Genomic DNA, 22451 nt, shown 5'->3' with positions numbered 1-22451 from the left:
CTGGGCCGGCTCGGTGAGCCGGAGGACGTCGCCGACGTCGTCGGGTTCCTGGCGGGCCCGCAGGGGCGTTGGGTGACCGGTCAGACGGTCGACGTGTCGGGCGGCACCTACCTCGGCCCCCTCGCGCCCTGACCCGAGGCCGGTAGGGCACGGACCACAGTGCGCGCCGGGCGGTGCCGGCAGAGGCCGGCGCGCACTGCCGGACGACCTCCACGCCCACGGGACCGACCCGGCACCGGAGCACACCCCGAGCAGCCGGGCCACCGCTCGACGCTCGGGTGGCCCGAGACGCCTGGAGCTCGCCCGGCCGATCGAGGACACGCCCGCCGGCTGACCGCGGCAACGCCCGGAGCGGGAAGCCGGACCGGCCGGCCTCCCGCTCCGGGCGGGGCTCAGAAGGGGACGACCTCGTGCGGCCGCCGCGGGTCCACGCCGGGCATCGCCGTCGCCACCGCCTTCTCGAACTCGGCCTCGGTGCAGGCCTGGAACAACGGGAGGAAGATCGGGCTGGAGCCCAGCGGCCACACGGCACCGGTGCGCTTGAGCACGATGATCGGGCCGTTGCCCCAGGTCATCGCGGACTCGTCGCCGTCGAGGTACGCGTCCGGCTGGGTGTCGACCGAGTACGCGAAGCCGCGGTCGGCGATCCGCCGCTCGGGGCGGTGCCACCCGTACCGCGTCTCCAGCCACGTGGCGAGGGTCTCGAAGGTCAGCATGTCCGAATGCTCGCACACCCGACGCGGCTCAGTGGCTGCCCCTCAGGTTGAGCACCACCACGCCGACGATGATCAGGGCCAGGCCCAGCCACTGCAGCCGGCCCAGGGACTCGCCGAAGGCGACGACACCTATGCCCGCCACGGCGGCCGTCCCCGCGCCCGACCACACCGCGTACGCGACCGAGACCGGGATGTGCTTCAGCGCCTTGCCCAGGAGCGCGAAGGAGAGCACGTAGCCGACGGCGACGCCGATGCTCGGCCAGAGGCGGCTGAATCCCTCGGTGAGTTTGAGGGCGCTGGTGGCGCAGACCTCACTGACGATGGCGAGGGCGAGCAGAAGATAGGCCATGGCCGGTCAAACCGCCGGCTCGGCGCCGAGCTTCCCGAGCAGGGCGAGGTCGGCGTGGACCAGACTGTCCAGCAGGGTGATCCGGGAGCCGTCGGGGATCGCCACGTCGCTGGACGGCACCGCGAGGACCGCGCAGCCCGCGGCGGTCGCCGAGGCGACGCCGGTCGGGGTGTCCTCGACGGCGACGCAGACCGCCGGGTCCAGGCCGAGCCGCTCGGCGGCCGCGAGGTAGGGGTCGGGCGCGGGCTTGGTGCGGGGCGTGTCCTCGGCGGCCAGGGTGACGGCGAACCAGTCGCGGCCGATGGTGGAGAGCACCAGGTCGACGACCCGGCGCGGGGACGCGGAGACCAGGGCGGTGGGCACCCGGGCGTCCCGGAGCTTGGCGAGCAGGGCGAGGGCGCCCGGCCGCGGGACGGTGGAGGCGGCGACCTTGCCGGCGAAGGACTCGCCGAGCCGGTCGGCGAGCTCGGCCTCGCTGAGTTCGGTGCCGCTGACCCGGTGCAGGTGGGCGGCGGTGTGCTCGACGGCCTGGCCGAGCACCTCGGGGGCGTCCTGGTCGGTGAGCGAGTGGTGGAGCTCGTCGGCGAGTTCGGCGGCGGCCTGCCACCAGAGGTGCTCGGTGTCGACCAGGGTGCCGTCCATGTCGAAGAGGACGGCGGCGGGAACGGGGACTGCAGGCATGGCGGTACCTTCGGTGGATCCTAGGAGACGGTGCTTCAGACGGTACGGCGGTCCACCAGGACCGGGCGCTCCGGGAGGGTGAGCGCGGCGCGCGAGCCGATCGGCAGGGCGGCGGCGGCCTCGGTCGGCAGGTCGGCCTTGACCTCGGTGCCGTCGTCGAGGCGGACGGTGAGGCGGGTGACGGCGCCGAGGAACGACGCGGAGACCACCAGGGCCGGGCCGTTCGCGGCAGGGGCCAGGATCACGTTCTCGGGGCGGACCAGCACCTCCAGCGAGCCGTCGGCCGGCGTCGCCCCGTCCACCGGGTGCCGGCGGCCGAGCACCTCGACGCCGTCCCCGGCCCGGACGCACGGGATGCGGCTCATGGTGCCGACGAACTCGGCGACGAAGGCGGTCGCCGGGCGGGCGTACAGCTCGGACGGGGTGGCGCACTGCTCCAGCCGGCCGGCGCGCAGCACCGCGACCCGGTCGGCCATCGAGAGCGCCTCTTCCTGGTCGTGGGTGACGAACAGCGTGGTGATCCCCAGCTCCTGCTGGAGGCGGCGGATCTCCTCGCGCAGCGAGAGGCGGACCTTGGCGTCCAGGGCGGAGAGCGGCTCGTCCAGCAGCAGCACGCGCGGCTGCAGGGCGAGCGCGCGGGCGAGTGCGATGCGCTGCTGCTGGCCGCCGGACATCTGGTGCGGGTAGCGGTCGGCGTGCTGCGGCAGGCCGACCAGCTCCAGCAGCTCCTGGGCGCGCCTGCGGCGTTCGGCCTTGCCGGTGCCGCGCATCCGCATCCCGAAGGCCACGTTGTCGGCTGCGGTGAGGTGCGGGAAGAGGCTGTACGACTGGAACACCATGCCCGCGTCGCGCTTGTGGGCGGGGATCGCGGTGATGTCCCGGCCGTCCACCAGCACCTGGCCGGAGTCGTGCTGCTCGAAGCCGGCCAGGATGCGCAGCGCGGTGGTCTTGCCGCAGCCGGACGGGCCGAGCAGGGCGAGGAGCTCACCCGGGTGGACGGTCAGGTCGAGGCCGTCCAGCGCGGTGGTGGCGCCGAACGATCGGCGCAGCGTGCGGAACTCGACGGTCGCGCTGCCGGGTGCGAGGGGGACGCCGGTGGGCGGGGCGGTAACCGTGGTCATGGTGGGTAACTCCGGGGGTTTCAGGAGGTGGTGGTCTTGTGCCGGCGCTCGCGGCCGACGGTGGCCAGCAGGAGCAGCAGCAGCCAGGTGATCAGCAGGCTCAGGATGGAGACCGCGACCGACATGTGGGCCTGGCTGTTGCCGACCGAGTAGATCCACACCGGGAAGGGCTGGTAGCCGAGGATCGAGGCGGCGGTGAACTCGCCGAGCACCAGCGCCAGGGTCAGGAAGGAGGCGTTCAGCAGCGCGCCGCGCAGGTTGGGCAGCACCACGGTGAACACCGCGCGCGGCCAGCTCGCGCCGCAGTTGCGGGCGGCCTCGACCAGGGTGCGCACGTCCACGGCGCGCAGGCCCGCGTCCAGTGCCCGGTAGGCGAGCGGGAGCGACATCAGCACGTAGGCGATGACCAGGACCAGCGGGAAGTCCGGGTCCTGGACGAACACGAAGGTCTGGAAGAACGGCGTGTCCATCAGGTAGTCCGGGCCCCAGCGGAGCACGCCGATCAGGCCGGCGGTCAGCGCGACCGGCGGGACGACCAGTGGCAGGGTGCAGAGCACGTCGATCACAGGGCGCAGCTTCGGCACGCCGAGCCGGACGGCGATCAGCGCCGGCACCAGCAGGAGCAGCAGCACCAGGACGGTGACGACGGCCAGTTCGAGGGTGAGCCAGAGGCTGTCCAGGAAGCCGGGGGCGCTCAGCAGGCCGGTGTAGGCCTCGAAGGAGAAGCCCTTCGGGTCGTCGACCGAGAAGTACCCGGCGGCGGCCAGCGGCACGACGAAGTAGACACCGGCGAGCAGCAGGACGGCGCCGCGCCACCAACGCACCGGGCGGCGCTGCGACTTGGCACGGGCGGAGGTCAGCTGAGCCATCGGGCACTCCGGCGCTGGAGGGGGAGGTACACGGCCATCACCAGGACGGCCACCACGATCATGTTGAGGCTGAGGGCGAGCGCGAGGTTGCCCTGGCCGACCAGCACGTTGCCGGAGAGCGCGTCCGCGATCGAGCGGCTGACCAGCGGCACGGTCGCGCCGACCATGGCGGCGGCGGTGGCGTACGCGGCGAAGGCGCTGCCGAAGAGCAGCACGAAGCCGCCGAGCAGCGAGGGCAGCAGGATCGGCAGTGCGACGTGGCGCCAGTACTGCACCGTGGTGGCCCGGTTGTTGTGGGCGGCCTCGCGCCACTGCACCCGCAGGCCGTCCAGGGCCGGGGTGATGGTGAGCACCATCAGCGGGATGAGGAAGTACAGGTAGACGATGGTCAGGCCGGTGAAGGAGTAGAGCGACCAGCCGTGGTCGGTCAGGTGGAGCAGCTTGGTGACCTCGCCCGCGTTGCCGAGGGTGGCGACGAACGCGAAGGCGAGAGGCAGGCCGCCGAAGTTGGCGAGCACGCCGGAGGCGGTCAGCACGGCCTGGCGCAGCCAGCCGTTCCGGGAGGTCACCACGGCCTGGGCGATCGGCAGGCCGATCAGGGTGGCGAGCAGCGCGGTGAGCGCGGACAGCTCCAGGCTGCTGACCATCGCCGTCCGGTAGGCGCCCTGGACGGAGGCGGTGATGTTGTCGAAGGTGAACTGGCCGCCACCGCCCTCCGCGTCGGTGGAGGTGGTGAAGGCGCCGATCACGATGGCGACGGCGGGCAGGCCGAAGCCGACGAGGAAGAACAGGAAGAGCGGCACGGTGGCGAGCCAGGCGCCGCCGCGGGGGCGCCGGCGGGCGCGCCGGCCGGGGGTGGTGGTCGTGGCGGTGGCGGACGCCCCCGCGCCGCCACCGAGGTCGGTGGCGGCGGGGGTGGTCGGCACCGGGGTGGGAGCCGTGGTCATGAGTGGATCAGCCCGTTCGGGTCGCTGCTGCCGGGTGTCAGCCCGCGATGGCCTTGGTCCAGTTCTCGGTCACGACCTTCTTGGCGGCCGTGATCTGGTCCTGGGTCGGGAAGGTGGTGAACGGCTTCTCGACGGTGGGCAGCTTGGCGGCGGCCGCGGCGTCCAGGGTGCCGTCCTTCTTCAGGGCGTCGAAGGTGGCCGGGGTGGCGTAGCCGCCGAGGAAGAGGTTCTGGCCCTCGGCGCTGAACAGGTACTCCTGCCACAGGCGGGCGGCGGCCGGGTGCGGCGCCCACTTGTTGATGCCCTGGTTGTAGAACTGGGCGTAGCTGCCGTCGCTGGGGACGGAGACCTTCCAGTCGACGCCCTTGTCCTTGAACTCGTCGGTGTAGCCCGCGTTCAGGTAGGACCAGTCGATCGAGATCGGGGTCTCGCCCTTCTCGATGGTGGCCGGGGTCGACTCGACCGGGTTGAAGTTGCCGGACTGCTTCAGCTTGCCGAAGAAGTCGATGCCGGGCTGGATGTTGTCCAGCGAACCGCCGTTGGCGAGCGCGGCCGCGTAGACGCCGCCGAAGGCCGAGCCGGACTTGGTCGGGTTGCCGTTCAGCGCGACCTGGCCCTTGTACTCGGGCTTGAGCAGGTCGGCGAAGGTCTTCGGGCAGTTGGCGATCTTCTTGGCGTCGCAGCCGATGGAGATGTAGCCGCCGTAGTCGTTGACGGCGGCGCCGTTCGCGTCCTTCATGGTGTCCGGCACCTTGTCGAAGGTGGCCACCTTGTAGGGGGCGAGCAGGCCGTCCTTGACCGCCTGGAGCGCGAAGGCGCTGCCCAGGTCGACCACGTCGGGGGCGCGGTCCTGGCCCTTGCGGGAGGTGATCGCGTTGATCTCGTCCTGGCTGGAGCCGTCCGGGTTCTCGTCCTCGATCTCGATGCCGTACTTGGCCTTGAAAGAGTCCATGATCTTGCCGTAGTTGGCCCAGTCCTTGGGCAGCGTGATGACGTGCAGCTTGCCCTCCTTCTTGGCCGCGGCGACGAGGGCGTCGATGCCGCCGAGGTCGGCGGCCGAGGCGGCGTCCTTGGCGTCCTTGGCGCCGGCCTTGGCGGCGTCGCCGGACTTCGCGGTGGACGAACCGGCGGAGCCGCAGGCGGTGAGGGAGAGCGCGGCGGCGGTCAGTACGGCCGCGAGGGCGGCGGCGCGGGCACGGTGCACGGTCACGGGTCAGTCTCCTGATCGGGGGCGTACTGCGAGAGATGTCGAGATCGGGGGATCGGGTCGCGCGAGGGGCTCTTCCGGTCGCTGGGCCGGCTGTTCGAAACCGTCCGAGTTGACTAGCCAACTTCGCTGACGGGGGTAAGTACGCCGGAGTCCGGTGACGGGAAGGTGAACGGATGGCCCAGAACCGGAGTCGGCTGTGGGAACGGTCGAATCAGGCCATCGGGGAGTGATCAACCGGATGCGATGCTTCGAAGGCGCAGCGGGATATGGTCGGGCTGTCCGCGCCGGTACGGCTGCGCAGGACACCGCCCCAGGAGGGACTTTGACTGACGTGGCACTGGAGCCCGAACGCCCCGAGGCCCCCGCTGCCTCCGCGCCCGCGCCGGCCGGCCAGGACCGCGCCGCCGGAGCGCTCTACCGCAAGGTGGCCGCCGACCTGCGCGAGGCGATCACCACCGGCACGTACGGCGAGGCCGGCCGGCTGCCCGCCGAGGGCGCGCTGGCGGAGCAGTACGGCGTCTCGCGCGGCACCGTCCGCCAGGCGCTGGCCGTGCTCCGCTCGGACGGGCTGGTCACCTCCCGGCGCGGCACCCGGCGGGTGGTGCTCGGCACCGCCCGGGTGCAGAGCTTCTCCGAGCTGCTCAGCTTCACGCACTGGGCGTACTCGATGGGCGAGGAGCCCGGCGGCATCCTGGACTCGCTGGTCTGCCGCCCGGCCGACGCCGCCGAGCGCGAGCAACTGCGGCTGGAGCCGGGCTCCGAGGTGTACGTGACCGTCCGGCTGCGCACCCTCTCCGGCACACCGGTGATGGTGGAGCGGACGATCTACCCGCCGCGGGTCGGCGAGATCGTCGCCCAGCTGCCGGCCGACGTGGTCTCGCACACCGAAGTCCTGCGCGAGCACGGCATCCTGTTCACCGACGCCGACCACACCATCGACGTCGTCGCCGCCAACGCGGAGGACGCCAGGCTGCTCGGCTGCCGCCGCGGGGGCCCGCTGCTGCGCGAGCGGCGCCGGACCACCGATCCGACCGGCACCCCGGTGGAGTGGTCCCAGGACCGCTACCTGCCGGGCACGGTGGCGTTCAGCGTGCACAACTCGCTCGCCACGTCGGCGCTTTCGCGGCACGCTCGGGAGAGCGACTGACCTGCGGCCCGGGAGCGGGCGGAGCGGGAGGCCGGCCGGTCCGACGTCCCGCTCCACCCGTGGCCGGTGCCGGCCGGGCCGCCCGCGGCGCGCCTCAGCGCATCAGGGACGCCAGCAGCGGCCGGAAGTGCCCGAAGCCCGGGGTCGCGGTGTCCGCCTCCTTGGCCTGCTCGTCCCAGCGGCGCACCGCGACGGCGTCCTCGGCGCCCGGCAGGGCGGCGAACGCGGCGGCCTGCGCCTCGTCCATCGGGCCGCCCTGCACCCGGAGGGTGTACTCGGAGGCCTCGGAGAGCCGCTCCCGGTAGCCCGGCTCGACCGCGCACAGGTAGCGCTTGGCGGCCACGTGCAGCCGGACCGGCTCGGTGACCTCCGGCCCGAACCACCGGGCCAGCCAGTCCGCCCCCGTGTCGCTGTGCCGGTTGTCCTGCCCCTGCATCAGGTCGCGCCCGTGCAGCGCCCCCTGGAAGTGCCCCACGTCGTGCAGCAGCGCGGCCGCGACCAGGTGCGGCGCGGCCCCGGCCGCCTGCGCGAGCGCGCCGGCCTGGAGCATGTGCTCGGCCATGGTGACCGCCTCGCCCAGGTACTCCCCGGCGCCCTCGCCGGCGAACAGCTCGCCGATGGCGTCCAGCGCGGCGGCGCGCCGGTGCAGCACGGCGAGGGCGGACGCCAGGGAGTCGAGGTCGGCGTAGCAGCCCTGGAGGTGGCGCGAGCCGTCCTGCTCGAAGGCCGTCCGGGCGTGCAGCAGGCGGACGTTGTCGAAGATCAGGCAGTCGCCCCGGTCCAGCCGGAACTCCAGGCGGAGCTGCGGCCGCAGGGTGATCGCGGCGAACCGGCGGTACGCGGCGTAGAACGCCTCCAGCTCGGCAGGGTCGCCGCGCAGGGTGCCGATCGAGCGGTTGTTGAACCGCACCTCGCGGATCCGGCCCAGCGCGTCCACCTCGATCAGCGGCCGGTCGGCGCGCAGTTCGGTGGAGCGGTCACGGAAGACGAACGGGACGGGGGTGCGGGTGAGGACGGCGAAGTCCTCCGGCGCCTCCTCGCGCAGGATCGCCGCGGCCTTGAACCCGTCCACCAGGCCGGAGTCCCCGCCGGTCGCGGAGTTCTCCAGGCAGTGCAGCAGCTGGAGGGTGGGCACCGGGTCCCGGTAGGGGTTGTCGCTGTGCGGGGCGATCGCGACGCTGGTGAAGGCGAGGTTGTTGGGGTCGGGCTCGACCCGGACGTCGAACAGCTCGCCGTAGTTGGTGACCCGTACGTACCCGAAGGTCCCGGCCACCGCGAGCACCTGCCGCTCGACGGCCGGCACCCCGCGCAGCACCGCGAAGCCGCTGCGCCGGACGGCGCCCAGCACCGCCGCCCGCTCGGCCGGGTCGGCGAGGTAGGCCGCCCAGTCGGCCTCGGGGAGGCCGCCGGCGAAGTCCGCCGCCACCCAGAGCCGCTTGTCCGCCTCCGTCCGGCCGTCCCCCTCCTGCTCCGCGCCGAGCCACTCCAGCGGGTACCGCGACCGGTGCCCGTCCGACCAGAGCACCTCCAGGTGCCCGTCGAGCTCGGTCTGCGCGGCGACGGCGAGGTCGCCGGGCAGGTCGGTGATCTGGAACAGCTTCTGCCCGTTGCGCTGGTCCCGGCAGTCGGCGCAGGGGCAGTTGTCGCGCAGCCAGTACGGCGGCAGGTCGGACATGGGTCTCCTCCTCGACGGCGTTCACGTGAAGTTGTATAGCCAACTTCACGACCAGGAGCCTGCCGGGCCCCGGTGAGAACGGGGTGTCGGGACGGTGAACCCCTCGGGAACACGAGCCCCGAGGCGTGGCCCCCGCGTGCGGCATGGCCGTTCGGGTGACGGGAGCGGGCGGCAGCGCGTTGCGGTGTGGAGGATCTGCCGGTGCTGCGGCACTGTCGGGGTGGATTTCCCCCACGTGAGAGGCGGCCGACCATGGCTCACCCCAGTACCGAGGCCCCGGTTGCTTCGGGGCACACCGGACTGAAGCGCGAAGTCGGCATGATCGGGCTGCTCTGGGCCTCGGTCGGGGCGATCATCGGCTCCGGCTGGCTGTTCGGAGCGGAGAAGGCGGCGGTGGCGGCGGGGCCGGCGGCACTCATCTCGTGGGGGATCGGGGCGGTGGCGATCGTCCTCCTGGCCCTGGTCCACGCCGAGCTGGGCGGGTTGTTCCCGGTGGCGGGCGGTACGGCGCGGTATCCGCACTACGCGTTCGGCGGCTTCGCGGGGATGTCGTTCGGCTGGTTCACCTGGCTGCAGGCCGCGACGATCGCGCCGATCGAGGTCCAGGCGATGATCAACTACGCCCAGCACTGGTCCTGGGCGGACGGTCTGCTGAACCCGAACCAGACGCTGACCACCGAAGGGTTCTTCGTCGCGGCAGCCCTGCTCGGCGTCTTCGTGGCGATCAACTTCCTCGGTGTACGGCTCCTCGCGCACACCAACAGCGTGGCCACCGTGTGGAAGGTGGCGGTCCCGATCCTGGTGATCTTCGTCCTCGGGATCACGGAGTTCCACGGCTCCAACTTCACCGTCCACGGGTTCGCGCCGGACGGTTCCAAGGGTGTGCTCGCGGCGATCAGCACCAGCGGGGTGATCTTCGCGCTGCTCGGCTTCGAGCAGGCCATCCAGTGGGCGGGCGAGAGCCGCAACCCCCGCCGGGACATCCCGCGGGCCGTCCTCGGGTCGGTGGTGATCGGCACGGTCATCTACGTCATGCTCCAGGTGGTGTTCATCGGGGCGCTGCCGCCGGAGACCTTCGCCGGCGGCTGGACGACGCTCGACTACCCCGGCATCAGCGGTCCGTTCGCTGGCCTCGCGACGCTGATCGGCCTCGGCTGGCTGGCCACCATCCTCTTCATCGACGCGATCATCTCGCCGGCCGGCACCGGGCTGGTCTACATCACCTCCAGCTCGCGGGTCACGTACGGCCTGAGCCGCAACGGCTACGCGCCGCAGACCCTGCAGTTCACCGACAAGCGTTCCGTGCCGTGGCTGGGCCTGATCGTCGCGTGGGTCGCCGGTGTGCTCTGCTTCCTGCCCTTCCCGAGCTGGCAGCGGCTGGTCGGCTTCATCACGTCCGCCGTCGTGCTGATGTACGCGGGCGCGCCGCTGGCCTTCGGGGTGCTGCGCAAGCGGCTGCCGACGCTGGAGCGTTCGTACCACCTGCCCGGCGGCACGATCATTTCGCCGCTCGCCTTCGCGGTGGCGAGCCTGGTCATCTACTGGGCGGGCTGGGACACCCTGTGGCGGTTGGGCCTGGCGATCCTGATCGGCTACGTGCTGCTCGGCGGCTACTCCGCGTACGCGGTGTCGAAGGGCGTGCCGAACGCGCCCCGGATGGACTTCAAGGCGGGGCAGTGGCTGCCGGTCTACCTGGTCGGCATGGGCGTGACCTCCTGGCAGGGCTCCTTCGGCGAGGGCTCCCTGGGCAATCTGCCGCTCTGGTGGGACATCCTCGTCGTGGTGGTGTTCTCCCTGGTGATCTACTACTGGGCCCTGGCGGTCGCCCTGCCGGTGGAGGAGATCGAACGGAACATCCGCGGCGTCGAGGTGGTGGACGCCGGCGGGCACTGAGCGGAGATCCGGAGCGGCCCCCGTGTGAACGGGGGCCGCTCGGCGTTCCTGGGGCCGTAGCCGGCTAGCTGGCGGTCGCGGTCCAGGCGGCTTCGGCCGCAGCCAGGGCCGGCGAGGCGTTCGCGCCGGTCGCCGTGGCGAGGGCGGACAGGCAGCCCCGGACGGTCTCCAGGGAGGCCGCCGGCCCGTAGTGGTTCACACGGAGCATCGAGGCGGCCAGGGCGCCGCCGCCCGGCTGGACGGGGAGCGCGGGGTCGAGGCGGAGCAGCTCGGCGGTGAGCTCGGCCGCGTGCAGGCCGTCCGGGGTGCGCAGGGTGGTGGCGACCGGGGCGGCGTGGGCGTCCTCGGGGACGAACGGGCTGAGCGTGCCGAGCGCGCGCACGCCGGCGCGGGTGGCGGCGGAGGCGGCGCGGTGGCGGGCGATCACGGCGGGCAGGCCGTCCGCGCTGATCCGGTCCAGGCAGGCGCCGAGCGCCAGCATCTCCAACTGGGCCGGGGCGTGCGGGAGTACGGTGCGCCCGGCGTCCGTCCAACGCTCCTTCCAGTCCAGCAGGGAGAGGTAGGAGCGGCGCGGGGCGGCCGGGTTGGCGGCGATCCGCTCCCAGGCGCGCGCGGAGACCGAGACGGCCGAGACCCCGGCCGGGCCGCCCATCGCCTTCTGGCCGCCGATCACGCACAGGTCGACGCCCCACGCGTCGGTGAGCAGCGGCTCGGCGGCCACGGAGGCGACGGCGTCGAGCATCAGCAGCGCGCCGTGCTCGCGGACCACGGCGGCGATCTCGGCGACCGGATTGGTGTTGCCGGTGGCGGCCTCGGCGTGGACGAGGGAGACGAAGTCGATCGCCGGGTAGGCGTCCAGTGCCTCGGCGACCTGTCCGGCGGTGACCGCGCTGTCGAACGGGACGGCGAGATCGACGACCGTCGCCCCGCAGTCGCGCAGCCAGTTGCCGAAGGTCTGCCCGTACGGGCCGGTGACGATGTTCAGCGCGGTGGAGCCCGGGTGCGCGGCGCCCCGGATCGCCGCCTCCAGCGGCAGCAGCGCCTCACCCTGGGTCACGATCACGTCGGCGGTGGTGTGCAGCAGCGCGGCCACCTGGTCCTCGATGGCCGCGAAGTCGGCGGCGCCGAGCGGGGGCAGGTCGAGGAAGGGGTGCCTCTCGATGGTGATCTCGCTTCGCGCGTTCACAGCCGGCCTTTCTGGAGCGGGGTCGTTCGGGCGGGAATGAGTCTGCCGCATCTTCGCTGCTTACACGGAGCACTCCCGTCGGTAGAGTGCGGGCCATGAGCGATGCTGCGGTGCTGCACGTCAGGGGCCGGGTGCTGGTCGGTCCGGAGGACGTCCGGGACGAACTCTGGGTGGTGGACGGCAAAGTGGCGTTCACGCGTCCGTCCGGCGCCGCCGACGTCCGGACGGTGACCGGCTGGGTGCTGCCCGGTCTGGTGGACGCGCACTGCCACGTCGGCCTGGACGCGCACGGCGCCGTCGACGCCGCCACCAGCGAGAAGCAGGCGGTCACCGACCGTGACGCCGGCACCCTGCTGATCCGCGACGCCGGCTCGGCCGCCGACACCCGCTGGATCGACGACCGCGAGGACCTGCCCCGGATCATCCGGGCCGGCCGTCACATCGCCCGCACCCGCCGCTACATCCGCAACTACGCGCACGAGATCGAGCCCGGCGACCTCGCCGCCTACGTCCGGGCCGAGGCCCGGCGCGGCGACGGCTGGGTGAAGCTGGTCGGCGACTGGATCGACCGCGAGCGCGGCGACCTCGCCGCCTGCTGGCCGGGCGACGCGCTGGCCGAGGCGATCGCGGCGGCGCACGAGGAGGGCGCGCGGGTGACGGCGCACTGCTTCGCCGCGGAGTCCCTGCCGGACCTGCTGGCGGCCGGAATCGACTGCGTCGAGCACGCCACCGGGCTGACCGAGGAGCTGATCCCGGTCTTCGCCGAGCGCGGCGTCGCGATCGTCCCGACCCTGGTCAACATCGCCACCTTCCCGGCCCTGGCGGCGGGCGGCGAGAGCAAGTTCCCGGCCTGGTCCGCGCACATGCGCCGGCTGCACGAGCGCCGCTACGCCACCGTGGGCGCCGCGCACGACGCGGGCATCCCGGTCTTCGTCGGCACGGACGCGGGCGGCTCGCTCGCCCACGGCCTGGTCGCGGACGAGGTGGCCGAGCTGGTGAAGGCCGGGCTGACCCCGGCCGAGGCGCTGTCGGCGGCCAGTTGGGGCGCGCGGCGGTGGCTGGGCCGGCCGGGCCTGGAGGAGGGCGCTCCGGCCGACTTCGTGGTCTACGACGAGGACCCTCGTGCCGATGTCCGGGTGCTCGCGGACCCGCGGCTCGTGGTGCTGCGCGGACGGCCGGTGGGCTGATCGTGCGGCGGCCGGGGTGGTCGCCCGGCCGGTCGTCCGGCCGGTCGTGGGGCGATCGTCCCCTCCGGCGTTCGAAGATCATCCGGGTGAACGCGCTGTCGGTGTAGGCCGATAGGGTGGCGACCATGGCACCGCGTCCACTGAACGAGATCGTCGAACCCGGCTGGGCCGCCGCGCTGGAGCCGGTCGCCGGGCGGGTCGCCGCCATGGGCGACTTCCTCCGCGCCGAGCTGGCCGCCGGCCGCACGTACCTGCCCTCGGGGCCGAACGTGCTGCGCGCCTTCCAGCAGCCGCTCGCCGACGTGCGGGTGCTGATCGTCGGGCAGGACCCCTACCCGACGCCCGGCCACGCGGTGGGGCTCAGCTTCTCGGTAGGGCCCGAGGTGCGGCCGATCCCGGCCAGCCTGGTCAACATCTTCCAGGAGTACGGGAACGACCTCGGCCTGCCGCAGCCGTCCAGCGGGGACCTCACCCCGTGGACCCAGCAGGGCGTCCTGCTGTTGAACCGCGCGCTGACCACCGCGCCGCGCAAGCCCGCCGCCCACCGTGGCAAGGGGTGGGAGGAGGTCACCGAGCAGGCGATCCGGGGGCTGGTGGCGCGCGGCGGTCCGCTGGTGGCGATCCTCTGGGGGCGCGACGCCCGGAACCTGCGTCCGCTGCTGGGGGAGGTGCCCGCGATCGAGTCCGCGCACCCGAGCCCGTACTCGGCGAACGGCGGCTTCTTCGGCTCGCGGCCGTTCAGCCGGGCCAACGAACTGCTGGTGCGGCAGGGGGCGCAGCCGGTGGACTGGCGGCTGCCGTAACGAGCCGCAGGGCAGGCAGCTTCGGGCGGCAACCTCACTCGAACGAGTGAAATGACGTTCTGTGTGACTCATGTGACGGATTGTTCGAGAAGACTGGCGGCTCGTCGTTCGGAGCGCCAGCCCCTTGCCCCGCCCTGCGGGTGATGTCGGAGGCGCGCTCCACCGAGACCACCAGCCGTGGGGTACCGCCATGCCTTCTTCCGTCCGTTCCTCCCGCTCCCTCGCCGCCGCGGTCGTCGTGGTGTCGGCGCTGATAGCCGTGCCGTCGGCGCACGCCAACGGGCCGGCACCCGCGCCCTCGTCGGCCCCAGCCGGCAAGGCGCGCGCCGTGACCGCCGAACTCGACCTGGACGTCAGCCTGTTGAACAAGGCGGTGGACGTCCCGGTCGACATCGCGCTCAACAAGGTCGAGACCCCGGCGCAGCGCGACGGTTCCGTGCTCACCGCCAAGGTCGACGGCGTCGACCAGCAGGGCCCGGTCACCCTGGTCAAGGCGGACGTCGGCAAGGCGGTGACCAGGTCCGATGCCAAGGGCACCTACGCCTCCGTCAAGCTGGTCAACGCCGACGTGCACGCCCCCGGCCTGCCGGCCACCACCCTGCTCGGCCTGGAGGCGCTCAGCTCCGAGGCCACCTGCCCGGTCGACGGGCAGCCGACCGCCGACGTGGTCGCACCCGCCAGGCTGACCGTCCTCGGCAAGCCGGTCACCCTCAGCCTGTACGGGCCGACCAAGGTGGACGTGCCGTTGGTCGGCAGCGTCTCGGTGGAGTTCTCGAAGCGGAGCACCACCTCGACCACGGCCGCCGCCTCGGCCCTGGAGGTGCAGATCGAGGTGAACCCGCTCAACCTCAACGTCGCCAAGGTCACCGGGAAGATCACCGTCGCCTCGGTGAGCTGTGAGAAGCCGGCCGCACCGGCCACGACCCCCACCCCTTCCACCGCCGCTCCCTCCGCCCCGCTCCCGACCGGCACCCCGGCCGTCCAGCCCGTCGCGGACGCCACCACGGCCGCCGCCGCCCCCCGCGCGGCCACCGCGAGCCCGTCCGGCACCGGCGCCGGCCTCGCCGCCACCGGCGGCAGCGACAGCACGGGCCCGCTGGCCGTCGGCGCCGCCGCCCTGGTCGCGGCCGGCGGCTGCGCCCTCTGGGCCACCCGCCGCCGGGCCGCGCATGCCCGCCGGCACTGACACCCGGACCGTGCCCCGGTACTCACCCGCACCGTCGGCCGGTACCGGTACCGGCCGACGGCCGGTACTGACACCCGCCCTGCCCGCGGGCCGGTGCGGGGTGCCACGCACGGCACTCCCGCACCGTGACCGTGCCGACGCGGACGGTTGGTTCACCTGGGTGTTACATGAGAGGAACAACCGGGAAACGGCGGCTTGCGACGCTACGCGGGCACCCACCACCCAGTTTGCGAGGTTCACCGTCGTGGCAATCAAGGCCGAGTACATCTGGATCGACGGCACGAAGCCGACCGCCAAGCTCCGCTCCAAGACTCGGATCCTGGCCAACGCGGACAAGATCCCCACCTGGGGCTTCGACGGTTCCTCCACCAACCAGGCCGAGGGTCACGCCTCGGACCGGGTTCTCGAGCCGGTTGCCACGTTCCCGGACCCGATCCGCGGCGGCGACAACATCCTCGTCCTGTGCGAGGTCAACGAGATCGACGGCACCCCGCACGAGTCCAACACCCGTGCGCTGCTCCGCCCGATCGCCGAGCAGTTCGCCGCTCAGGAGTCGATCTTCGGCATCGAGCAGGAGTACACCTTCTTCAAGGGCTCCCGCCCGCTCGGCTTCCCCGAGGGCGGCTTCCCGGCCCCGCAGGGCGGCTACTACTGCGGTGTCGGCGCCGAGGAGGTCTTCGGCCGCGAGATCGTCGAGCTGCACATGGACCGCTGCATCGACGCCGGCCTCGCGCTCTGCGGCATCAACGCCGAGGTCATGCCCGGCCAGTGGGAGTTCCAGATCGGCCCGGTCGACGCGCTGACCGTCTCCGACCACATGTGGGTCGCCCGCTACCTGCTCTACCGCACCGCCGAGGAGTTCGGCATCGACGCCACCCTCGACGCCAAGCCCGCCCGCGGCGACTGGAACGGTGCCGGCGCGCACACCAACTTCTCCACCAAGGCGATGCGCGAGAACTACGACGCGATCATCACCGCCTGCGAGTCGCTCGGCGCCTCGCAGGAGAAGGTCCTGGAGCACGTCACCCAGTACGGCGCCGACATCGAGTCCCGCCTGACCGGCAAGCACGAGACCGCCCCGTGGAACGTCTACAGCTACGGCGTCTCCAACCGCGGCGCCTCGGTCCGTATCCCGTGGCAGGTCGAGGTCGACCAGAAGGGCTACATCGAGGACCGTCGCCCGAACGCCAACGTCGACCCCTACGTGGTGACCCGCCTCCTGGTCAACACCTGCTGCTCCGCCCTGGAGAAGGCCGGCCTCGTCTGAGCCGCCTCCCACTGAGCACCCCGCCGGGCCTTCCCTCCACGTGAGGGGAGGCCCGGCGGCCGTTTCCGCTCCGGCCGGCGCCCGGTGGACGAACCCGGCCGGCGCCCGCTCTGCCGGCCGGTACGCCGACTGTGGATCGTGATCCTGCTGGGGGGGACATGGCCAGCCGGCATGCGGCCGGGCACTGGCAAGCGGTCCGGGACTGCCCTCGGACCGGACCGCTCACCGCGTGTTACTCCTCGCTAGGCCGCTCGGCCCGCCGGGAGGAAGTTGATGCGTTCACGGATGACGGGGAAGCCCGCCCGGCGAAGTTCGCGGCCATCGGGAAGTCGGCCCGGTCGGTCGCTCCGGTGACGAACTCCGCGCCCTGCTCGACGAGGAGGTGGGTGCACTCCACGAGGAGGTCGTAGGCGTAGCCGCGACCGCGCTGTTCCGGGACGACTCCGATGAAGCCGATGATCGGGCCGGAGGGGCTGTGGGCCGGGATGTGGATGCCGGCCAGGTCGCCCTCCGGCGTGTGCGCGACCTGCCACCACTCCCGTGGGGAGGGGCACCAGTGGAAGAAGTCGACCGCGCCGTCCCGGGCTGCTGTGAGGCAAGAGATCGCGGCTACTCGGCGTAGGGCTGGTCGGTTCCTTGGGCGCTGTAGCCGAGACTCCAGACGTAGCCGTCCGGGTCGGCGAAGGTGCCGCCGTACCCGCCCCACGGCAGAGCACCGGCGGGCTTGAGGATGGTGGCGCCGGCCTTCCGGGCCTCCGCGATGATCTCGTCGACCCGCGTCTCACTGCGGACGACGTAGGTCAGAACCAGTCCGCTGAAGCCGCTGCCTTCCTGGTCCGTCCCCACCTGGTCGGCCAGGCCTTCGCGGCCGTAGAAGCCGACGGGCGAGGCGCCGTCCGATTCGAAGAACACCGAGATGCCGTAGTCGTTGCTGATCTTCCAGCCGAGACCCTCGGTGTAGAACCGCTTGGCCCGGTCCATGTCCCGGACACCGAGGAGGATCGAGCTGACGTGCGCTTTCATGTCCTACTCCTTGCACTGTGGATGTATGCGTGCCGGACATCCGGGCCAGGGCCCGGATGTCACGTCGGCACCTGTTCGCCGGTCGATCGGCATGACAGGAGGGTCAAGCGGGGTGGGAGTGGGGCCGGGAGTCAGGACGGCGTGGGGGCGAGCGACGCGGCGGTCTCCCAGGCGAACTCGTCCGGGTCGGTGAAGGTGTCGGCGGTGCTGCCGAGGACGATGCGGTGCGAGCCGGAACCGTCGGCGGGGACGCCGAGGTCCTTGGCCAGGGCACGGCGCTTGTACAGCGCCAGCTTGACGGGGCTGGACTGACCGGGGGCGAACTCGGTGTACTTGCCGCCGAAGCTCTTGGCCACGGTCAGACCGCGGCCGACGTAGAACTGCTTGGTGGCCTTCACGTCCTCGACGCCGAGCAGCAGGACCAGCTCGTCGATCTGGCGGGTGGCGGGGCCGGTGTCCTTCTTCTCCGAGGTGGCGATCTTCCAGATCGTCCCGTCCGGGGCCTGGACGACGCCGCCGTAGCCCCACAGCGACTTCGCGGCGGGCTTCAGCACCGTGGCGCCCGCGTCCACGGCGGCGGCGACGAAGCCGTCGACGGTGGCCGGGCCGGACACCGTGAGCGCCAGGGTGAAGCCGCGGAATCCGGCGGAGTGCGCCTCGGACGCCCGCAGGCGTATGTACGCGTTCACACCGAAGGCGCTGTAGAAGCGGTGGGCGGCCTCGGGGTCGGCCACCTCGAGGGTGACGGACGCGAGGGAGGTGGGGGCTGCGATGGAAGCGGTGGTTGCCATGACCATCACGCTAGGGGCTGCGCTGCGGCCGGGGCTTCTCGATTCCTGACCGGTCTCGCGACGTGCTTCGCGACGCCCGCCGGCACCCCCGCCACCTTGATCGCCGAGCCTGGCTCGTGGGCCGGCCCGACGCGGCGCGGGCTGCACCCTGCGCGTCACCGCGGCGCCCGCGGTGCGCCGCCGACTCCTCGACCGTTGCCAGGTCCTCGGCGGAACCGGGGCGATTTCCGGCGCAGCGCGAAGCCCGCCGGGTGTGCGCGAACCGCCGGGCGCACCCTAGGCCCCGGGGTACGGGCTCCGCATCGTCAGGAAGCGGATCTCCAGATCGCCGGTCAGGTAGTCCATCCGGCGCTCCCAGAAGTCGCGCAGGTGCGGCAGTGCCAGGTGGGCGTCGAGGTCGGCCTGGCTGCGCCACGCCTCGTAGAACACGAAGACACCGGGCTCGTCGCGGTCCTCGTGGAAGTGGTACTCCAGGCAGCCCGGCTCCTGCCGGGTGGGCTCGACGAAGGAGAGCAGCAACTGCTTGAGCTCCTCGGCGCGTTCGGGCTTGGGCCGGGCGATGCCGACGAGGGTGACGAGCTGGTCCATCCGGGTTCTCCCCCTTGCTTCAGGTACGACGTCAGTCGTACCTGCCGGACGGTAGCAGTCGCCAGAGGTACGATTCAAGTCGTACCTGAGGAGGTCGCCGCCATGCCCGACGAAGAAGGCCACCCGGCCGTCGAGGAGATCGAGCTCGGCAGGGTGCTGTCCGCGCTCGCCGACCCGCTGCGCCGCCGGGTGGTGCGCGAGCTGGCCGCCGCGCCGGACGGCACGGCGCGGACGTGCAGCTCCTTCGGGCTGCCCGTCTCCAAGGCGACGGTCACCCACCACTTCCGCACGCTGCGCGAGGCCGGGCTGATCCGCCAGGTCGACGGGGGGAACAGCCGGATGGCCAGCCTTCGCCGTACCGACATCGAGGCCAAGTTCCCCGGCCTGCTCGCCATCCTGGCTGTCGAGGTGCAGGCGAAGGCGGATGAGGGAGCCGAGGCAGCCAAGGGGGCCAAGGGAGTCGAGGGGGGAGAGGGGGCCTAGCCGGGAAGGGTCGGCGGGGTGGGGGAACTGCCCCTCGGGGCGCGGTTGATCCGCATTCGAACCTCCGGTGAGGCGAGATGTTGATCAAGCAAGGTGACGTTCGGCAAGAAGCTCGACGACCTCAACTTCACCATCAACGCCCTCGGTTCCGACGGCGTGACGACGTGGTCCCGTGACCGCACCAAAATGCGGGGCCGTGAAAACGGTAACGGGATTCGTCAACTGGTGGTACGTCAAGTCCTAGGGGATCCTGAACTCCTGGGACTTGTTGCCGGGGGTGCAGGTGACCATGGTGACCTGGTTGCCCGCGCCGTTGTCGGTCAGGCAGCTGGACCCCATGTACTCCGCGAGACGGTAGGCGCCCGGCGTACTCGCGGCGGTGATCTTCCAGCTGCTCAGGTAGCTGAAGCCGCTGGAGAGCGACACCCGCCCGTCCGTCTCCTGGACCAGGGCGGCGCCGCTCAGGTTGCACGGGTAGAGGTGGTACCAGCCGCCGGGGTCGGGGTCCGAGCGCACCCAGCCGTATGCGGTGTTCCCGCCCATGATCACGGCCTGGCCGCCCGACGGGGTGTCCTTGGAGAGGCCGAGCTTGCGGCCGGACGCCACGTTGACGATGGACCCCCACGTGGTGCCACCGCAGCCCGGCGGAGTGCTGGGCGTCTGCGGGGCCGGGTTGGCGGGCGGGGGCTGGTCCGCGGGTGCGGAGGTGGCGGCCGGCGGGGCGGGGGTGTTGGCCGGGGGATGCGTCGCGCCGCCGCCGGTGCCCGCCCCGCCTCCGCTGCCGCCGGCGGTGCCGCGCGGCGGGGTGCCCTGGCCGCCGGCCGAGGCGCCGGCGGTGGGCGCCGTCGCCCCCGCCTGGTTGCCGCCGGCCGGGGCGGGCTGTGTCGCGGGTGCGGGGGTGGTGGCGCCCGGCGTCGCCGTCCCGGTGGGCGCAGGGGTGGCCGGCGGCGTGGTGGCGGGCGGCGTCGCCGGCGGGGCGGCGGGGCCGTCCGCGCTCGTGGACGCGACCACGGAGGGCTGGGCGCCGGGCGTCTTCGCCTCGGACCGGAACGGCGTGTGGTCGATCAGCAGGGCGGTCGTGGTGCCGGCCGTGATGATCACCGGTATGACGATCGGGACGAGGAACCCGCGCCGTCTGCGGCGGGTGCCCGGCTCGGTGGCGTCACGGGACTCGACCTTGCCGACCTCACCTGCCGCCTTCGCGGGCTCCTTGGGGGACTCGGGTGTCCCGGGCGTCTTGGGCGTCCTGGGTGCCGGAGCGGCCGCGGGAGCGGCCGACGCGTTCGGCTCGGCCCCGATCGCGGCCCGCGCCGCGGCCGCCATCGCGGCGGCGTCGGCGAAGCGGTCCTCCGGCTTCTTGGCCAGCGCGGTGGCGACGAACGCGCGCACCTCCGGCGGGAGGTCCGCCGGCAGCTCCGGCGCGGGATCCCGGATGTGCTTGAGTGCGACCTCCAGCACCGTCTCGCCGGTGAACGGCGGCTCCCCGGTGAGCAGTTCGTAGCCGACCACGCCGATCGAGTAGAGGTCCGAGGCCGGCGTGACGGCCTTCCCCTCGGCCTGTTCGGGGGCCATGTAGAGCGCCGTCCCGATCACCGCGTGGGAGGCCGTGATCCTGGTGCTCGCCACGGCCCGCGCGATGCCGAAGTCGGTCACCGTCAGCCGGTCGTCGGGCCGGGCCATGAGGTTGGACGGCTTCACGTCGCGGTGCACGATGTCCTGCCGGTGCGCGGCGTGCAGCGCGTCCAGCGCGGTGGCGAGCAGCCCGAGCGCCCGCGCCGGAGCCATCGGGCCGCCTTCGGCGAGCACCTTGTCGAGCGGCCGCCCGTCCACCAGCTCCATGACGATGTAGGCGACCCGGTCCTCGGAGTCGTCGCCGCTCTCGCCGTAGTCGTGGACGTCCACGATGCCGGGGTGCTTGAGTGCGGCCAGCAACTGGGCCTCGCGCCGGAACCGCTTGACGAACGTGCCGTCCTCGACCAGCCCCGGATGCAGGATCTTCACCGCGACCTGCCGTGCCAACACCTCGTCGTCGGCCCGCCAGACGGCGCCCATGCCCCCGCCACCGATGCGCTCGGTCAGCGTGTAGCGCCCTCCGAGCACGGTTCCCCGGCTGCTCAATGCCCCGCCCCCATGTCATGCCCCGGCCCAAAAGGTCACTGCGCGCACAGTCTGCCAGAGGCGTCAGACCCCCCGGCCGTGTGCGTGCCCATGCTACGGATCGCTCCCGACGGATCGTCAGCGGGTGTGTGCGCCAAGGGCGGACGGAGGGCGGACGGAGGACGGGCGGAGGACGGCGGCCGCGAGGGCCGCCTTCCGGCCGGGGCGGCCGGTGCGGCGCGTCGCACCGGCGTCGGCGGGCCCGGCCGGCGCCTGCCCGGTGGGCCGTCCCGCCGGGCATCGGGGCTGAGTAGGGTGGGTGCGACAGCACCTCGTGAACCAGACCAAGGAGCAGACGTGAGCGAGTCGGCGCCCCTCGCCGTGCAGCAGGAGATCGCCCGGGAGCTGGAGGTCGCCGAGACCTTCGAGGCCGAGCGGGAGATCGAACGCCGGGTGGCCTTCCTCACCGAGCGACTGACCTCCACCGGTCTGCGCTCCCTCGTGCTGGGCATCAGCGGCGGCGTCGACTCCACCACCGCCGGCCGGCTGTGCCAGCTCGCGGTCGAGCGGGCCCGGGCCGCCGGGCACGAGGCGAGGTTCCACGCGATGCGGCTGCCCTACGGGGTCCAGGCCGACGAGCACGACGCGCAGCTCGCGCTCTCCTTCATCCGGGCGGACGACGTGCTCACCGTCGACATCAAGCCCGCGAGCGACGCCGCGCTCGATGCCGCGGTGGCCGCCGGACTGGCCTTCCGTGACCCCGCCCACCAGGACTTCGTGCACGGCAACATCAAGGCCCGCCAGCGCATGATCGCCCAGTACGCGGTGGCCGGCGCGTACGACGGCCTGGTCGTCGGGACCGACCACGCGGCGGAGGCGGTCTCCGGCTTCTTCACCAAGTTCGGTGACGGCGCCGCCGACCTCGTCCCGCTGACCGGCCTGACGAAGCGCCGGGTGCGCGCCGTCGCGGACGCGCTGGGCGCGCCCGCCGAACTGGTGTGGAAGGTGCCGACGGCCGACCTGGAGACCCTCGACCCGGGCAAGGCCGACGAGGACGCGCTCGGCGTCACCTACGACGACATCGACGACTTCCTGGAGGGCAAGCCGGTGGGCGAGCAGGCCTTCGAGACGATCGTCCGCCGCTACCGCCTCACCGACCACAAGCGCCGGCTGCCCATCGCACCGTAGGCGGCCCGGGTCGGGACGGCGGCCCGCGAACCCGGTCCGGCGCC

Annotated in this window: 22 protein-coding genes and 1 pseudogene; 9 read left to right on the top strand and 14 right to left on the bottom strand. The window is 72.8% G+C overall.

The features are described 5' to 3' along the window. Positions 1–132 (top strand): SDR family oxidoreductase (locus ACZ3YO_RS32405; RefSeq protein ID WP_465576528.1); only part of this gene is annotated, 132 nt, incomplete at its 5' end. Between the two features lie 260 nt (positions 133–392). On the opposite strand, the gene ACZ3YO_RS32400 is transcribed toward ACZ3YO_RS32405, so the two are convergent. From ACZ3YO_RS32400 to ACZ3YO_RS32370, 7 genes are read right to left on the bottom strand one after another with little or no spacing between them, the layout of a single operon-like run. Continuing rightward, entirely contained in the window at positions 393–716 is a 324-nt protein-coding gene (locus ACZ3YO_RS32400; RefSeq protein ID WP_465576516.1) for a hypothetical protein, read from the bottom strand. 28 nt (positions 717–744) lie between these two features. Further along, positions 745–1065 (bottom strand): DMT family transporter, encoded by a 321-nt coding sequence (locus ACZ3YO_RS32395; RefSeq protein ID WP_465547852.1) that lies wholly within the window; start codon positions 1063–1065, stop codon positions 745–747. A gap of 6 nt (positions 1066–1071) precedes the next feature. Beyond that, positions 1072–1746, bottom strand: coding sequence for an HAD family hydrolase (locus ACZ3YO_RS32390; protein WP_465576513.1), 675 nt, complete (start codon positions 1744–1746; stop codon positions 1072–1074). Between the two features lie 35 nt (positions 1747–1781). Next, positions 1782–2867: an ABC transporter ATP-binding protein gene (locus ACZ3YO_RS32385; protein WP_465547854.1), complete on the bottom strand. Its 1086-nt coding sequence runs from the start codon at positions 2865–2867 to the stop codon at positions 1782–1784. Between the two features lie 20 nt (positions 2868–2887). Continuing rightward, positions 2888–3736, bottom strand: a complete 849-nt coding sequence (locus ACZ3YO_RS32380; protein ID WP_465547856.1) for an ABC transporter permease — start codon at positions 3734–3736, stop codon at positions 2888–2890. Continuing rightward, complete coding sequence (locus ACZ3YO_RS32375) at positions 3724–4683, bottom strand: ABC transporter permease (RefSeq protein ID WP_396324243.1); 960 nt, start codon at positions 4681–4683, stop codon at positions 3724–3726. Before ACZ3YO_RS32375 ends, ACZ3YO_RS32380 begins: the two co-directional genes overlap by 13 nt. 37 nt (positions 4684–4720) lie before the next feature. Continuing rightward, the gene (locus tag ACZ3YO_RS32370; RefSeq protein WP_465576508.1) at positions 4721–5893 is read right to left on the bottom strand and encodes an ABC transporter substrate-binding protein; all 1173 of its coding nucleotides are present in this window, start codon (positions 5891–5893) and stop codon (positions 4721–4723) included. Between the two features lie 331 nt (positions 5894–6224). On the opposite strand from ACZ3YO_RS32370, the gene ACZ3YO_RS32365 reads away from it, so the two are divergent. Beyond that, positions 6225–7040, top strand: coding sequence for a GntR family transcriptional regulator (locus ACZ3YO_RS32365; RefSeq protein ID WP_465576525.1), 816 nt, complete (start codon positions 6225–6227; stop codon positions 7038–7040). 94 nt (positions 7041–7134) lie between these two features. Here ACZ3YO_RS32365 and tmpA read toward each other — a convergent pair whose 3' ends face one another. Beyond that, positions 7135–8715: a 2-trimethylaminoethylphosphonate dioxygenase gene (gene tmpA, locus ACZ3YO_RS32360; protein ID WP_465576506.1), complete on the bottom strand. Its 1581-nt coding sequence runs from the start codon at positions 8713–8715 to the stop codon at positions 7135–7137. A 252-nt stretch (positions 8716–8967) separates the two neighbouring features. On the opposite strand from tmpA, the gene ACZ3YO_RS32355 reads away from it, so the two are divergent. Continuing rightward, positions 8968–10608 carry an APC family permease gene (locus tag ACZ3YO_RS32355; RefSeq protein ID WP_465576503.1) on the top strand — a complete coding sequence of 547 codons (1641 nt, stop codon included), beginning with the start codon at positions 8968–8970 and terminating at the stop codon, positions 10606–10608. A gap of 64 nt (positions 10609–10672) precedes the next feature. Here ACZ3YO_RS32355 and ACZ3YO_RS32350 read toward each other — a convergent pair whose 3' ends face one another. Next, positions 10673–11794, bottom strand: coding sequence for a pyridoxal-phosphate-dependent aminotransferase family protein (locus ACZ3YO_RS32350; RefSeq protein WP_465576501.1), 1122 nt, complete (start codon positions 11792–11794; stop codon positions 10673–10675). A 95-nt stretch (positions 11795–11889) separates the two neighbouring features. On the opposite strand from ACZ3YO_RS32350, the gene ACZ3YO_RS32345 reads away from it, so the two are divergent. From ACZ3YO_RS32345 to glnII, 4 genes are all read left to right on the top strand, one after another. Then, positions 11890–12981, top strand: coding sequence for an amidohydrolase family protein (locus ACZ3YO_RS32345; protein WP_465547862.1), 1092 nt, complete (start codon positions 11890–11892; stop codon positions 12979–12981). A 125-nt stretch (positions 12982–13106) separates the two neighbouring features. Further along, entirely contained in the window at positions 13107–13784 is a 678-nt protein-coding gene (locus ACZ3YO_RS32340; RefSeq protein ID WP_465576498.1) for a uracil-DNA glycosylase, read from the top strand. 190 nt (positions 13785–13974) lie between these two features. Next, the gene (locus tag ACZ3YO_RS32335) at positions 13975–14970 is read left to right on the top strand and encodes an SCO1860 family LAETG-anchored protein (RefSeq protein ID WP_465576495.1); all 996 of its coding nucleotides are present in this window, start codon (positions 13975–13977) and stop codon (positions 14968–14970) included. Between the two features lie 244 nt (positions 14971–15214). After that, positions 15215–16237: a glutamine synthetase gene (glnII, locus tag ACZ3YO_RS32330; RefSeq protein ID WP_465547865.1), complete on the top strand. Its 1023-nt coding sequence runs from the start codon at positions 15215–15217 to the stop codon at positions 16235–16237. A 242-nt stretch (positions 16238–16479) separates the two neighbouring features. Here the strand turns inward: glnII and ACZ3YO_RS32325 are convergent. From ACZ3YO_RS32325 to ACZ3YO_RS32310, 4 genes and pseudogenes are all read right to left on the bottom strand, one after another. Next, positions 16480–16805, bottom strand: a pseudogene (locus ACZ3YO_RS32325) (GNAT family N-acetyltransferase); the annotation flags it as partial. Positions 16806–16846: 41 nt separating this feature from the next. Then, positions 16847–17260, bottom strand: coding sequence for a VOC family protein (locus tag ACZ3YO_RS32320; protein WP_465576492.1), 414 nt, complete (start codon positions 17258–17260; stop codon positions 16847–16849). A gap of 131 nt (positions 17261–17391) precedes the next feature. Then, positions 17392–18057, bottom strand: coding sequence for a glyoxalase (locus ACZ3YO_RS32315; protein ID WP_465576491.1), 666 nt, complete (start codon positions 18055–18057; stop codon positions 17392–17394). A gap of 270 nt (positions 18058–18327) precedes the next feature. Then, complete coding sequence (locus tag ACZ3YO_RS32310) at positions 18328–18639, bottom strand: putative quinol monooxygenase (RefSeq protein WP_396324233.1); 312 nt, start codon at positions 18637–18639, stop codon at positions 18328–18330. Positions 18640–18741: 102 nt separating this feature from the next. Between ACZ3YO_RS32310 and ACZ3YO_RS32305 the strand changes: the two genes are divergently transcribed. After that, a complete protein-coding gene (locus tag ACZ3YO_RS32305; protein WP_465576489.1) occupies positions 18742–19122 on the top strand; it encodes an ArsR/SmtB family transcription factor in 381 nt (126 codons plus the stop codon). Positions 19123–19362: 240 nt separating this feature from the next. Here ACZ3YO_RS32305 and ACZ3YO_RS32300 read toward each other — a convergent pair whose 3' ends face one another. Beyond that, positions 19363–21240 (bottom strand): serine/threonine-protein kinase, encoded by a 1878-nt coding sequence (locus ACZ3YO_RS32300; RefSeq protein WP_465576486.1) that lies wholly within the window; start codon positions 21238–21240, stop codon positions 19363–19365. A 336-nt stretch (positions 21241–21576) separates the two neighbouring features. Between ACZ3YO_RS32300 and nadE the strand changes: the two genes are divergently transcribed. Then, complete coding sequence (nadE, locus tag ACZ3YO_RS32295) at positions 21577–22407, top strand: ammonia-dependent NAD(+) synthetase (protein ID WP_465576483.1); 831 nt, start codon at positions 21577–21579, stop codon at positions 22405–22407. The last annotated feature ends 44 nt before the right edge of the window (positions 22408–22451 follow it).

The sequence above is a fragment of the Kitasatospora sp. NPDC022785 genome, assembly GCF_055561295.1.
The sequence above is the reverse complement of the archived record's forward strand: the minus strand, read 5'-3'. Positions and strand labels throughout refer to the sequence as shown.

Bases quoted from the DNA above. Each gene is read 5' to 3' on its own strand.
- ACZ3YO_RS32305 (WP_465576489.1), top strand. From the start codon at position 18,742: ATGCCCGACGAAGAAGGCCACCCGGCCGTCGAGGAGATCGAGCTCGGC.
- ACZ3YO_RS32355 (WP_465576503.1), top strand. From the start codon at position 8,968: ATGGCTCACCCCAGTACCGAGGCCCCGGTTGCTTCGGGGCACACCGGA.
- ACZ3YO_RS32395 (WP_465547852.1), bottom strand. From the start codon at position 1,065: ATGGCCTATCTTCTGCTCGCCCTCGCCATCGTCAGTGAGGTCTGCGCC.
- ACZ3YO_RS32380 (WP_465547856.1), bottom strand. From the start codon at position 3,736: ATGGCTCAGCTGACCTCCGCCCGTGCCAAGTCGCAGCGCCGCCCGGTG.
- ACZ3YO_RS32390 (WP_465576513.1), bottom strand. From the start codon at position 1,746: ATGCCTGCAGTCCCCGTTCCCGCCGCCGTCCTCTTCGACATGGACGGC.
- ACZ3YO_RS32335 (WP_465576495.1), top strand. From the start codon at position 13,975: ATGCCTTCTTCCGTCCGTTCCTCCCGCTCCCTCGCCGCCGCGGTCGTC.
- ACZ3YO_RS32345 (WP_465547862.1), top strand. From the start codon at position 11,890: ATGAGCGATGCTGCGGTGCTGCACGTCAGGGGCCGGGTGCTGGTCGGT.
- ACZ3YO_RS32385 (WP_465547854.1), bottom strand. From the start codon at position 2,867: ATGACCACGGTTACCGCCCCGCCCACCGGCGTCCCCCTCGCACCCGGC.
- tmpA (WP_465576506.1), bottom strand. From the start codon at position 8,715: ATGTCCGACCTGCCGCCGTACTGGCTGCGCGACAACTGCCCCTGCGCC.
- ACZ3YO_RS32310 (WP_396324233.1), bottom strand. From the start codon at position 18,639: ATGGACCAGCTCGTCACCCTCGTCGGCATCGCCCGGCCCAAGCCCGAA.
- ACZ3YO_RS32315 (WP_465576491.1), bottom strand. From the start codon at position 18,057: ATGGTCATGGCAACCACCGCTTCCATCGCAGCCCCCACCTCCCTCGCG.
- ACZ3YO_RS32320 (WP_465576492.1), bottom strand. From the start codon at position 17,260: ATGAAAGCGCACGTCAGCTCGATCCTCCTCGGTGTCCGGGACATGGAC.
- ACZ3YO_RS32340 (WP_465576498.1), top strand. From the start codon at position 13,107: ATGGCACCGCGTCCACTGAACGAGATCGTCGAACCCGGCTGGGCCGCC.
- ACZ3YO_RS32375 (WP_396324243.1), bottom strand. From the start codon at position 4,683: ATGACCACGGCTCCCACCCCGGTGCCGACCACCCCCGCCGCCACCGAC.
- ACZ3YO_RS32400 (WP_465576516.1), bottom strand. From the start codon at position 716: ATGCTGACCTTCGAGACCCTCGCCACGTGGCTGGAGACGCGGTACGGG.